Here is a 13,190-nt window from a genome sequence, read left to right as displayed (position 1 = left end):
ATGAAACCTTTTTACAGGAATTTTTTATACGTTGTGCTGCTGCTGTCCATTTTAGGGGCATGTGCATGCAAATACCCGGGAGGAAAGAAGTATACCAGTCCCAAAGGATATGACTTTACCAAACCCGATAAATTCAATATGCCCTCCAGTTTGCTGGAAATATCCGGAATAGCTTTTTACAAAGGCAACAGCGATACCGTTTACAGCATTCAGGACGAAGATGGCAAATTGTTCAGACAGGGCTGGGATGTTAAAAAGCAGCACAACATGAAATTTGCCCCGAAGGGCGACTACGAAGACCTGGCTATTTTTCATGAGCGGGTATTTGTGCTGAAAAGCAATGGGAGTATTTATTCATTCCCTTTTTCAGAAACCGTAAAAGAGGAATCTGATCAGGTTAGGGAAAGGAAAAAACTACTGCCTAAAGGCGAATATGAAGGAATGTATGCCGATCCTGAGACCAGCAAACTCTATGTTTTATGTAAAAGCTGTCCGCAGGACAAAAAGACCAAACAGCTTACAGGTTATGTTTTTGATTATAATGCAGCTACCGACAGCCTTACCGGCCCAGTAACTTTTAGTGTTGATCTGAACCAGATCAAGGCATTAAACCCTAAACTAAAAGCCAGCTTAAGTCCCTCGGCATTGGCTAAAAACCCTGCAACCAAAGAGTGGTACATTCTGTCTTCTGCAAATAAACTCCTGCTGGTGGCCGATGCCAACTGGAAGATCACTGCCGCACATCGCCTCAGTTCAACCACTTTTAACCAACCTGAGGGCATCGCTTTCGATAACAAGCTGAACCTCTTTATTTCTAATGAAGGAGATGAGATCAACGATGGCAACATTATAAAATTCAGATATTTACCAGCTAAGAAGAAATAATTACCTTCTTTTTACTGATTATGCCGAAACAGGTAGTAAATTTGAAACGCAGCTGCCAGGCTTCCCTAACAAAACATATAAATGCAGGCAATAACGCTAGATTTAAATAAGAGTATAACCCAATCAGGACGACATATTGTTGGTGCTGATATTAAACTCTCTTTGCGTCCTTTTATTGAATATGTTGAGCAGAGGGCTGAAGAGGAGAAGACGGTAAAAGTTAATTTTTACAAATACATACTCGGACAGTTTAATGCTTATCCTGAGCTTAAAGATCCGATACTGCCTGAAAATGCAAAGCACTACAGCCAGCTTTTTGAACTGATCTATACCGCTTTATCACCCATCATTAACGAAGAAAAACAGCACTACTGGGCACTGGGCACACCGGTTTCCCCATGTTTTCATTATGGGACCAATGCTTTTTACAACGTTTTTATGAATGAAGACCGGTGTGGACTGAAATCCGGTATCGACCTGCCATCCGAAAAGGAAATGGAGAAAAAGCTTCTTTCTGCATTCTACAATATCGTGATGGAGAAGTTTTACAACTTCTCGTTAACGGGTGATCAGCTGGTGATCCATTCAGTTGTAGACCCTGAGACCCATTTGCTGAAATATTACCGCTTAAATGTGGACACCCGCTTTCTGGATGTGACCACGAGGGTTAAATTACCAGAGTTTAACCTGAAGGACGTAAAAGACTACATCAAGGACGAACGGAATACTTTAAAAATGCTTACCAAAATCATTCCGCCTGAGATATTTAAGATTGAGGGGATCACTATTGTTACCCTCACAGAGGTAACCAGCGAGTATGCTTTGGAAACTGTCAAAAACCTGGTTATACATCACAATGAGTCGCAGCAGGGAATGCATACAGCGGAGATTGCTACAGCGCTCAAAACGCTGGTTGGAACAGATCAGATTGATTTCGGGCTTATCCCTTACATCAAACTGAACAATAAGCTTCAGCTCAACGAACTTTCAGGTTTCAATAGCGTCCTGATTACGCTGGCCAAAGAACAGGGGCTTGACGAGCAGAACTATAACCGGTTGATCGAAGATTATGTCGGGCAGCCCCGGACATTGATATTCCCTGAAATAACTGCAGAGGAGCAGGTTAAATACCCGATGTTAAAGCTGCTGGGAACAGAAGGCATCACCTCCTATGCTTTGTTTCCTCTCTATTACAATGCAAGGATGGTAGGCTGCCTCGAATTGTATACCAAAGATTCCAGCCAGTTTAGCGGGCATACACTCAGTAAGATAGAAACAGCTTTTCCTTTGCTTGCGCAGCTGTTTCATACGGTTATCATCGATTTTAACAACGATATCCAGGATGTCATTATGGACAAGTTTACGGCCTTGCAGCCTTCCGTCCAATGGCGTTTCCATGAAGCCGCCTACAATTACATACAATCTGGGGCAAGGGACAGGAACTTTCCAATTGAACCGGTATTCTTCAGAGATGTTTACCCATTTTATGGCGCTGTGGACATCCGTAATTCCAGTATACAGCGTAATGCCGCCATCAGGCGAGACCTCTATGCACATTTCGAAATCCTCGAAAAAACATTGGGAGGTATCAGGGACCAGGCCAGTGGCTGTACCGAAAATGAAATTCCGAAAGGGGCGGCGGTGTGGAACTACAAACACCTGGATGAACTTTCAGACCGGGAAATATTTAAGACAGAAGATTACCTGCAGCGGCAGATCCCTGCCACCTTACTGCACCTGAAGGAAACCTATCCGGAAGTTGCCGGGGTGGTCGACAGTTATTTTAAGCTGACGGGCGATAAAGGCAGAATCTTTGAAAACAGGGAACGCTACGAAAAGAGCATGCAAATGATCAATGTAGCGGTAACCAGGCATCTGGATGAGTTCAATGCCGAACTGCAAAGCATATATCCATGTTATTTCGAAAAGTTCAGGACAGATGGTGTGGAATTCGACATGTACCTTGGTCAGTCTATAGCCCCTGGCATCGCTTTTCCTTCTGGTATTCTGCATGATTTCAGGTTAAGACAACTGCGTGTGCTTGCCGAAATTGCCCGTACAACCAATAACCTCGGGCCATACTTTTCAACCCCGCTGGAAACCACACAGCTGATCTTTGTTTATGAGAAACCGATCGATATCAGTTTCAGGATCGATGAACAGCGGTTTGATGTAGAGGGGAGCTACAATATCCGTTACCAGATGGTAAAGAAACGTATCGATAAAGCCCTGATCAAAGATACCTCAGAACGGCTTACCCAGCCCGGTAAAATAGCCATTGTTTATTTTAACAGCGCTGAAGCCAAAGAATACATTGGATATATCAAAAAACTGCAGGCCAGGCGCTTATTGAACGATGACCTGGAATACCTTGAACTGGAAGAACTACAGGGAGTGGAGGGACTGAAAGCCCTGAGGATAGGGGTCAAATATCAATAGCTACGGTAATACTGTAAAAACAATAAATATGCACTTTAAAAAAGTATTACTATTTACACTGGTTGTCGTTGCTACCTTTTCAGCTGCCAAAGCGCAGTTGTCGCCAGCCAAAGATTCCATAACCATAGCAGTGGCGCCAGAGTATAACAGTGTAGGTGCATTTCACCGCTTCTGGCTCGGCGAAAGCTACCGCAGGATCTGGGCTACCCCGGTAAAATTACGCATCATAGATCTTCAAAAAGAAAAGGGTGGGTTAAGTATTGTTAAACTTGGAGGAGGAATGCAAACGCGTTCCTTGCGGCTCGTAGATCCTACCGGTAAGGAATGGGCCTTACGCACCGTTCAAAAGTACCCCGAGCAGGGCATGGCCGAAAATCTAAGGGCCACCATTGCCAAAGACATTGCACAGGACCAGGTTTCTACCAACCATCCCTTTGCCTCATTGGTGGTTCCAACCTTGGCTACAGCCCTCGGCATTCCGCATTCCAAACCGGAAATTGTGTATGTAGGGGATGATCCGGGCTTAAAGGAATACCGGAAAGACTTTGCCAACGCGGTTTACCTGATCGAAGAGCGAAGCCCTTTTGAAAAAGAAACCGACAATACAGAAAAAGCGCAGCGTAAAATACAGCAGAACAACGATACCAGGGCCGATCAAAGGCTCACATTAAGGGCAAGGATGCTCGATTTCCTTTTGGGCGACTGGGACCGTCATGAAGACAACTGGCGCTGGCTAGCAGAAAAGGACAAAGGTGAAACCACCTATATTCCCGTGCCGCGCGACCGCGACAAAGTATTTTACAAAACCACCGGTGTGTTTCCATGGGTGCTTACCCACCAATGGTTAAAAACCCATTTACAGCCTTACAGCGATAACATCAGGGATGTAGACCACTGGAGCTTCAACGAGCGGTATTTCGACCGTTACTTTTTAAATGAACTCAGCGAAAAGGATTGGAAGGAAGAAGCCGTTTATGTACAGCAAAAGCTCAGCAACGAGCTCATACTTCAGGCATTCAAACAAATGCCCGATACCATTTTTAAGCTGGATGGAGCAGAGCTGATCCATAATTTTACCTCCAGGAAGAACAGGCTGGACTCACTTACGCAACATTATTACCGTTTCCTGTCCACTCATGTAGATATACCTGCATCCGCTAAAAAGGAAATCTTTAAAGTAAAGAACCTGGACAACGGAGATGTGGAAATCAGTATTCATAATATCAATAAAGAGGGTAAACAGGGGCGTTTGGTTTACAAAAGAATTTTCGATCAGCACATCACCAAAGAGCTGCGGCTGTTTGGTATTGATGGTGAAGATACTTTTACCGTAGAAGGCGCTTCCTCTTCTAAAATCCGTGTCCGCCTGATAGGTGGTGCGGCCGCAAACCAATACCAGGTAGCAGCAGAGGTGAAAAACAAACCCTTTATTTACGACCGGCCCGACAGTGCCAACCGCTTTCCGGCGCGTTCTGCCGCAAAATTCAGGCTCTCCAATGATTCCCTGGTGAACCGTTTCGATAAAAACAGCTTTTTGTACGATCGCACCGGTGTGCTTTTTAACGGGGGCTATAACATCGACCAGGGCATACAGATCGGTTTGGGTTATGTGATCGAAAAGCAGGGCTTCAGGAAATCTCCCTACGCACGTAAACATGAGTTCTGGGCCAATTATAACAGTGGCCGCAGGTCTTTTATCCTCGATTATGTGTCTGACTTTAAAAAAGCAATCGGCAATAATGACCTGACCATACATGCCAATCTGCTCGGTCCCAATAACCTCAGCAATTTCTTCGGCCTGGGTAACAACACCGAAAATATAGATCACGATTTTGATGAGGAGGAGGGGGACGACCATGGAGAGCGTGAAGAGCGTGAAGATGGCATTTCTTACTACCGCAACCGTTACGATTACCTCAACGCCGATATTAAACTGGGCCGGCAGCTGGCCAGGCATTTAAGATTGGAAGCCGGGGTATTGTTGTCTTATTACACCAGTACAGCTTCTGGCAATAGGGAAAGGTTTTTTAATGAATATAATGCGGCAAATCCTGAACAGGATATATTTGGCGACAAATGGTACGGTGGTTTTGTTGCCGGCCTGGTTTACGACAGCAGGGATAATGTGGCGATACCTAAAAAAGGAATATTCTGGAAAACAAGCCTGATTGCCCAGCACAGGCTGGATAAAACAGGTGATAAGTATGGGGCCATTACTTCCGAATTGCGCTTTTACATTAATCCCGGTAAATCAGGTTTTGTAATTGCCAACAGAACCGGTGGCGGTACCACCATTGGTGATCCGACTTTCTTTCAGCGTATGCAGCTGGGGGGTGTAAACAGCCTCAGGGGCTTTAACAGCAAACGTTTTACCGGAACATCCATGTTCTATAATAACCTGGATCTGAGGCTCAAACTCTTCAATTTTACCTCCTATCTCGTTCCGGGTACGGTGGGGATGCTGGGTTTTACCGATGTTGGCCGTGTTTGGGAAAAAGGAGAGCAGTCGGGCCGCTGGCACCAGGGCTATGGTGGCGGACTCTATGTAATGCCCGGCGAAGTGATCCTGCTGCAGGCCAGTGTAGGCGCCTCCAAAGAAACCAGCATGCTGTACCTGTCTGTAGGCTTTAATTTTTAACGTTGATTTAATATTAAAATAACCTTGTCGGGCTAGTTTCGCGGTCTTAAAACGAGCTTCCTTTTAGGATTTGATTTTTTAATTTGTAAGTTTATATCTTGCAGCCGGCAATACCTGTGCTTGCCAGCCTACAGATATGAACCAAATAAAACTGCCTTTGTATGCACAGTAAGGAGATCCCGATCTGGACTGATGAACAATTGCTGGAACTGATCCAGTCAGACGACCAGCGTGCATTTAAGCATATTTACCATAAATATGCTGCTAAGCTGTATGCCTCTGCTTACAACTTATTGAGAGATAAGACAACATGTGAAGATATTGTACAGGAGCTCTTTATTCACTTGTGGTTAAACCGGGCTACCTTAAAAATTGTGACCTTACGTTCCTATCTGTTTATGGCTACAAGGAACAGGGTTTTGATGAAACTGCGTACAAAAAAAGTATTGCTCGACAATGAAGCACTTGATTTCCTGGCTTCCAATTACAGCACGGACACCCGGGTGAGAGAAAAGGAACTGAATCTCGCTATAGAAAATGCCATCAAAGCCCTGCCCGATAAATGTCAGGAAGTATTTATATTAAGCCGCAAGCAACAGCTTTCCAACAGGGAAATTGCCGATAGAATGCAGATTTCCGTAAAAACGGTAGAGAACCACATTACCAATGCCATTCACAGGTTAAAGGCTTCCATAGGCCATTTCATCTTTCTTGTTTCTATATTTTCAGACTTTTTGTAAAAAAAATCAAATTCATTTAGGGGTTGGTCGCTTTTTCTGCATCGTACATCATGAAGCGATATGAAAAAAAGACCAAATACAGAAGAGCAGATCAGGCGCTATTACGATGAATTGCAGCAGGACGACCGGATACTGGATACCACAAGTGCAGAATTTGATCAGGATACCCTGTACAGTAACATCAGTTCCGGAATAGAACGTGCTGAAAAGAAAAAGCTTTTCTTTAAGAGATTCCTGAAAGGCGCAGCAGCTGCGGTGCTTTTTGTTGGCATTTCAATGTTTGCTTATCTGCAGCTGAACAGGGAAGCTCCGGTTGAATCGGTAAAAATGGCGACGGCCACGGCCGCGAATGGTAAGGTCATTAACCTGGTCCTGGCCGATGGAACGACAATATGGCTCAATTCCGGTAGTACGCTTACTTATCCCAGCAAGTTTACAGGCAAAACCCGGACGGTCAGCCTGGCCGGAGAAGCTTATTTTGAGGTGGCACACCGCAAAACACAACCTTTTCTGATCCGCACAGGCCAGCTTACCACTACGGTGTTGGGTACCACCTTTAATATCAATGCTTATAAAAAACAGGAAAATATCAGAGTTTCTGTACTTACCGGTAAGGTAGGGGTCACCGATGCTGGTGCTAAGCCAGTTTTTCTGACGCCAAACCTGCAGATGGTCTATAACCGAAGCGGCCGATCCATGAAGGTTAAGACCGTTGATGCTGCCACATTGATCGCCTGGCGCGAAGGAAAGCTGATCTTTAAGGGGACAGCGTTGACTGAGGTACTTGCCGCCATCGAAAGAAAATATGACGTCAGCATAGCTACCGACGCCGCATTTAAAGATTGCAGGATTTCTGTAGATCTTAACAACGAATCCATAAATAAGGTGATGGTTGTGCTTTCCCAGGTGCTCAATGCCCGGGTGGTCAGTACACCCGGAGGTTACCTGCTTAAAGGCAACGGCTGCAAATGATGAACACACATAACCAGATAAATAAACGATTACTTACCGTATTTAAACATCAAAATATGACATAAAAGGTGCCTCAAAAATAAACCCTGTCTGAATGAACAGGACAGGGAGTAATTAAAAATAAGCCAGATGCCAAATTTGCCTGGACTTCGAAATCATAGGGCAAATAAGGTATAATTTCTTACCATTAATTCTACTAATTTATGAAAAAATCTCTATATGAACGTAGAGTACTTTACCATGTTTTACTATTTATGAAATACAGTTCTGCTGTTTTTTTAATCATTTGCAGCTTCTTTTCTATTGCAAATGCAAACCGTTCTTACGGACAAAAAATCTTAAACATTCCGGTCACTGTTGTACTCGACAAGGTCAGGCTTCAGGATGCCATAGAGCAGATTTCCAGGACGGCCAATGTAAAATTGGCATATCAGGCGGAAGTGATCAACCCCATGGCATTTGTGAATACCAGCTTCAAAAAAGAAAAACTTGGCAAAGTGCTGGAACAGATCCTTTTTCCCAACCAGATCAATTACAGCATTGTAGGGAATACCATCATTCTTAAAAAACAGCCGCAGAAGTCCAGGCAGGCAGTTCCGGAAAAGAAACCAGACCGGATCATCAGAGGGACTGTGCTGGATACAGCCGGTATGACCCTGCCGGGTGTATCGATCCGCGTGGCCGGACATAAGGACCTCGGAACGGTTACCGATATCAACGGTAAATACCAGTTGCAGGTGCCCGACGATGCCCATACCCTCATTTTTAGTTATGTCGGTTACGTAAGCAGGGAAGCGAAAATAAACGGTGCCACCTTAAATGTAATATTAAAAGAAGTCAAATCCGATCTCAGTGAGGTCGTAGTTGTAGCCTACGGAACCCAGAAAAAGACCAATGTTACCGGTTCCATCGCAGCCGTTACCACCAAAGACCTGCTCCGGACGCCAACCGCCAGCTTAACCAACAGTCTGGCTGGCCGTTTACCCGGACTGGTAACTATACAAAACAGCGGCGAGCCCGGAACCGATGGCTCTACTTTATATATCCGTGGCTTTGGCACTTACCAGGGACGCAGTCCGCTGATCCTGGTCGACGGTATTGAAAACGCCATCGACCGCATCGATGCCAATGAAGTGGAATCAGTTAGTATTTTAAAAGACGCCGGGGCAACAGCAGTATACGGCATGAAGGGCGCAAATGGGGTAGTACTGGTTACCACCAAACGTGGTAAGATCGGAAAGCCTGTCATCTCACTCACTTCACAGCTTTCCAGCCAATCGCCTGTACGTTTGCCTGAATACCTGGATTCTTTTGATGCCCTGACTCTGTTTCGCGAAGCGCTGAACAACGACGGACTAAACGCCAATTTATATACGGATGAGTACCTGAATAAGTTCCGCGATCGCAGTATGCCTGCCTATGAATACCTTTATCCAAACGTAGACTGGCATAAGGAACTTCTGAAAAAGAATTCCCTCATGAACCAGACCAATCTGAATGTAAGTGGTGGATCAGGCTCTGCCAGGTATTTTGTTTCCATGTCGTACCTGAACCAGGATGGCCTCTATAAATATGAAAATCTGAACGATTATAACATCAATGCCACCATGAACAAATACAATTTCAGAAGTAATATTGATGTCGACATCACCAAACACCTGAGCATGGAACTGAACTTATCGGATGTGGTGCGCGATAGGAACTATCCGAATGAAAGTGCCAGCGACTTCTGGCCGCAACTGCGCAATACGCCACCTTACCTTTACCCCCTCACCAATCCTGATGGTTCTATACCGGGACAAAAAGACTCGCCTCCAAGTCCTTACGGCAGATTAACCCAGTACGGCTACGCCAGGATGTTTGAAAACACACTGAGCGCAATAGCAGGTTTTAAACTAGATATGCCTTTTGTGACCCCGGGCTTAAGTTTCAGGACACGTTTTGCATTCGATGCACAGAGCTACCGCAACATTACGCGGCAAAGGAATTATTCTACTTATAAGTTCAGCATGGCCGATGATCAGCAAATGGACCTCACAAAAGGGCAATACACCGAAATTACAACCGGCGACGGTTTGCTGGGTTTTACGGTAAATGCAAACGGAAGCCGCAAATCTACTTACGAGGCCTATCTGAACTACGATCGCGTTTTTAACGAAAAACATGCCTTTACCGGAATGATCCGTTACAACCAGTCACAAAGCTTTACCAATGGTGCCGATGCCATTGCGGCATTGCCTTATAAGCAGCTTGGTCTGGTCGGACGCGTCAATTATTCGTACGACCGTAAATATGTGCTGGAATTCGATGCAGGCTACAATGGTTCTGAAAACTTTAAAAAAGGACATCGCATGGGCTTCTTTCCGGCGGTATCTGCCAGCTGGATCATTTCAAATGAGGCCTTCCTTAAAAATTCCAAAACATTTAGTCTGGTTAAGCTCCGCGGATCGATAGGTACGGTAGGAGTTGACAATAGTGTAGGACGTTTTGCTTATTTAAGTACCTGGCAGATCGGGAATACCAATGGCTATAAGTTTGGTGCGGCCAGCGATGGCAATGGCTATAGCGGCGCACAGGAAAGTGCCACGGGAAACGAATTCCTGACCTGGGAAAGGGCGCGTAAAACGAATATCGGTTTGGATCTGGAGTTGTTCAACAGCTCCCTGGTATTTACCGGGGATGTGTTTCAGGAAAAACGCAGTCAGATCCTGACTACGGCCCTGATCATTCCGGAAGTAATTGGTGTACAGAGCCTACCGGCCATCAATGCCGGCCGGGTAAGCAATAAAGGCTTTGAGACAGAATTGACCTGGCGCAAAAAGATAGGTAACCATAACCTGATGCTGCGGGGTGCTTATTCTTATTCGACCAATAACATTGATTATGCCGCCGAACCGAATTATAAACTGGCCTATAAAGGGAAAAAAGGCACCCAGATCTTTGAAGCTTATGGTTTAACAGCACTAGGCCTGTTCAAAGATCAGGCTGATATTGACAACAGTGCCGTGCAGCAGTTTGGCAAAGTACAGCCAGGGGATATCAAATACCTCGACCGTAACGGCGACGGTGTTATCAATTCGCAGGATGAAGGCTACCTTGGTGCACCTACAGCGACTAAATCTATCCTTAGCTTTACGGCAAGCTATACTTGCGGACAGTTCGACCTGAACGTATTGTTTCAGGGGGCAATAGGCGGTAAAAGATGGTTGAATGGTGTATCTGCCTGGGCTTTTTCCGACAATACCGCAGTGCTGGCCGATTACATGACCGGTCGGTACAGTCCGCTAAATCCTGATCCCAATGCAAGGTACCCGCGTTTAACTTCGGCCGACAATGCCAACAACAACCGGAATTCTACCTTCTGGCTTAAATCTTCCGATTACCTGCGTCTCAAAAATGTCGAGGTCGGTTATACACTGCCGAAGTCACTGCTCACAAAAATAAGGTTGAACAATATAAGGGTATTCGCCAACGGAACAAACCTTTATACCTGGGACAAGCTCAAAGTTTTTGATCCTGAACTTCCTGACGGTTTTGGCAATTACCCACAGCAGCGCGTCATCAATTTTGGTTTAAATATAGCAATGTAATAAAATGAACAAGATCAACATAAAATATACTTATGCCCTCCTTTTACTGGGAATGCTCGTCGCAGGAAGTTCCTGTAAAAAATACCTCGATGTAGTCCCTTCTGAATACACCACAGGAGATGATGTGTACGGCAATATCAACCTGGCAGAACAGGCTCTGGCGCGCCTGTACAACGCTTTACCCAATGAGATTACCTCTGATTATACCGCCTATACAGACGAATCTTTCCACCATTGGTATGATGCCGCAGGAGGGGTTACCGCTTATAAGTATAACCTGGGCAGCTGGAGCGAGAATGACAATCCTATGGGCAACTGGGGCGGAAAATATCAGGACATCCGGCGCGCCAATATCTTTATTGAAAAGATCGAAGGTGTACCTATCCCTTTGAACAGGGCAGATTATTATGCGCTTTGGGTACCCCGTTACAAGGCTGAAGCCAGGTTTATCCGTGCGCAGTTCTTTTTTGAATTGTTTAAACGTTACGGAGCAGTCCCGCTGTTAACAAAAGCCATTAATGTTGATCCGGGTAACCTGGAAGAAACACAGGTTTCCAGGAATTCGGTTGATGAAGTAGTCGGTTTTATCACTTCCGAATGCGACGAAATTTTAAATACACTTCCATTAACGCAGGAGGATGCACAGATGGGCAGGGTAACCAAAGGGGCTGCGCTGGCTTTAAAGGCACGTACATTGCTGTATGCAGCCAGTCCGCTTTTTAACGGCAACCCCATGTACAGCGGCATCAAAAACCATGATGGCAAATCTTTGTTTAACCCGGTATACGATAAGGAGAAATGGAAAAAAGCAGCCGATGCCGCAAAGGCGGTAATGGACCTCGGAATCTATAACCTGTATAGCCCTTTTCCCAATAACCCGGTTCAAAACTACGCCGCCCAGTTTTATACCAGGGATTATACGGAAGCCATTTTTTGCCGTATCATGGCCAATGCCACAACTATAGATGGACAGCTGGTACCCAATGGCCCGCCTTTTAAAGGTAACGGTAAGTTTACTCCCCTGCAGGAAATGGTAGATGCTTATGAGATGAAAAATGGATATCCCATCAACGAACCGGGATCGCAATATGCAACTACAGGGACCTGGAGCGGACAACTTTGGGATGGCATCAAGAACCAGAATGTAAGCAATATCTCCAATATGTATAAAGACCGCGATCCGCGTTTTTATGCCAGCATCTTTTTTCAATATGCCGTATGGCGTTTTGACGCCATGAAACGACCGGTGAAGCTGGCCTGGTGGGGCGCAGGAAACGGGCAGACGGATGGCTGGGCAACCAGTAAGGCAGGTACCAATCCATGGGGTTATAATGTGCGTAAATGGATCTCGCCAGAGGTAGACCGGAATGCAAATACCGGTACCGGCAAAAGAAACTTCCCGATTTTCCGCCTTGCGGAGATCTACCTCAATTATGCAGAGGCGATGAACGAATACATGGATGTGCCTGATGCCAGCGTATACCAGTACATCAACCTGGTCAGGAACCGTGTGTCTATGCCGGCCTTGCCTATACTGTCGGCCGACAATACCAAAGATGGCATGCGCAGGCGCATACAGAACGAACGCCGCATCGAGCTGGCTTTTGAAAGTCACAGATTCTGGGATGTGCGCCGATGGTTGATCGCTAAGACGGTAGACAACGGAGAAGTCCACGGTCTGAATGCACGTCCTGCTGCCGCAGAACTTGCAGCAACCGGACTGAATGTGACTTCCGAAGCTGCGGGTGTAGCGGTATTTTATAAGCCAACCGTAATCCAGACCCGTACTTTCGTGGACAAACATTACCTTATGCCTGTCCCGCAAACCGAAATAGATAAGGATCCTAATTTAGTTCAGAATTATGGCTGGTAACATCATCGGAGAGCGTTTTTTTTGCTGCTCAGGACCTTATTGTAAAAGTTACA

The 13,190-nt window shown here is 45.5% G+C and carries 7 protein-coding genes; all 7 read left to right on the top strand.

Annotated elements, in window-relative coordinates:
• The 7 genes from ABIE26_RS08660 (at window position 1) to ABIE26_RS08630 (ending at window position 13,137) form a co-directional block, all read left to right on the top strand.
• Window positions 1–885 (top strand): SdiA-regulated domain-containing protein, encoded by an 885-nt coding sequence (locus ABIE26_RS08660; protein WP_310137885.1) that lies wholly within the window; start codon window positions 1–3, stop codon window positions 883–885.
• 81 nt (window positions 886–966) lie between these two features.
• The gene (locus tag ABIE26_RS08655) at window positions 967–3,324 is read left to right on the top strand and encodes a GAF domain-containing protein (protein WP_310137889.1); all 2,358 of its coding nucleotides are present in this window, start codon (window positions 967–969) and stop codon (window positions 3,322–3,324) included.
• A 28-nt stretch (window positions 3,325–3,352) separates the two neighbouring features.
• On the top strand, window positions 3,353–5,962 hold the full coding sequence (locus ABIE26_RS08650) for a BamA/TamA family outer membrane protein (protein ID WP_310137892.1): 2,610 nt from the start codon (window positions 3,353–3,355) through the stop codon (window positions 5,960–5,962).
• Between the two features lie 161 nt (window positions 5,963–6,123).
• The gene (locus ABIE26_RS08645; protein WP_310137894.1) at window positions 6,124–6,702 is read left to right on the top strand and encodes an RNA polymerase sigma-70 factor; all 579 of its coding nucleotides are present in this window, start codon (window positions 6,124–6,126) and stop codon (window positions 6,700–6,702) included.
• Window positions 6,703–6,762: 60 nt separating this feature from the next.
• Complete coding sequence (locus ABIE26_RS08640; RefSeq protein WP_310137896.1) at window positions 6,763–7,674, top strand: FecR family protein; 912 nt, start codon at window positions 6,763–6,765, stop codon at window positions 7,672–7,674.
• Window positions 7,675–7,877: 203 nt separating this feature from the next.
• Entirely contained in the window at window positions 7,878–11,264 is a 3,387-nt protein-coding gene (locus ABIE26_RS08635; protein WP_310137899.1) for a SusC/RagA family TonB-linked outer membrane protein, read from the top strand.
• 4 nt (window positions 11,265–11,268) lie between these two features.
• Window positions 11,269–13,137, top strand: a complete 1,869-nt coding sequence (locus ABIE26_RS08630) for a RagB/SusD family nutrient uptake outer membrane protein (protein WP_310137901.1) — start codon at window positions 11,269–11,271, stop codon at window positions 13,135–13,137.
• The last annotated feature ends 53 nt before the right edge of the window (window positions 13,138–13,190 follow it).

This window comes from Pedobacter africanus (assembly GCF_040548825.1).
Taxonomy (GTDB): Bacteria; Bacteroidota; Bacteroidia; order Sphingobacteriales; family Sphingobacteriaceae; genus Pedobacter; species Pedobacter africanus_A.
The sequence above is the reverse complement of the archived record's forward strand: the minus strand, read 5'-3'. Positions and strand labels throughout refer to the sequence as shown.

Excerpts from the sequence above, each read along its gene's own strand:
- ABIE26_RS08660 (WP_310137885.1), top strand. The coding sequence starts at position 1 with ATGAAACCTTTTTACAGGAATTTTTTATACGTTGTGCTGCTGCTGTCC.
- ABIE26_RS08655 (WP_310137889.1), top strand. The coding sequence starts at position 967 with ATGCAGGCAATAACGCTAGATTTAAATAAGAGTATAACCCAATCAGGA.
- ABIE26_RS08650 (WP_310137892.1), top strand. The coding sequence starts at position 3,353 with ATGCACTTTAAAAAAGTATTACTATTTACACTGGTTGTCGTTGCTACC.
- ABIE26_RS08645 (WP_310137894.1), top strand. The coding sequence starts at position 6,124 with ATGCACAGTAAGGAGATCCCGATCTGGACTGATGAACAATTGCTGGAA.
- ABIE26_RS08640 (WP_310137896.1), top strand. The coding sequence starts at position 6,763 with ATGAAAAAAAGACCAAATACAGAAGAGCAGATCAGGCGCTATTACGAT.
- ABIE26_RS08635 (WP_310137899.1), top strand. The coding sequence starts at position 7,878 with ATGAAAAAATCTCTATATGAACGTAGAGTACTTTACCATGTTTTACTA.
- ABIE26_RS08630 (WP_310137901.1), top strand. The coding sequence starts at position 11,269 with ATGAACAAGATCAACATAAAATATACTTATGCCCTCCTTTTACTGGGA.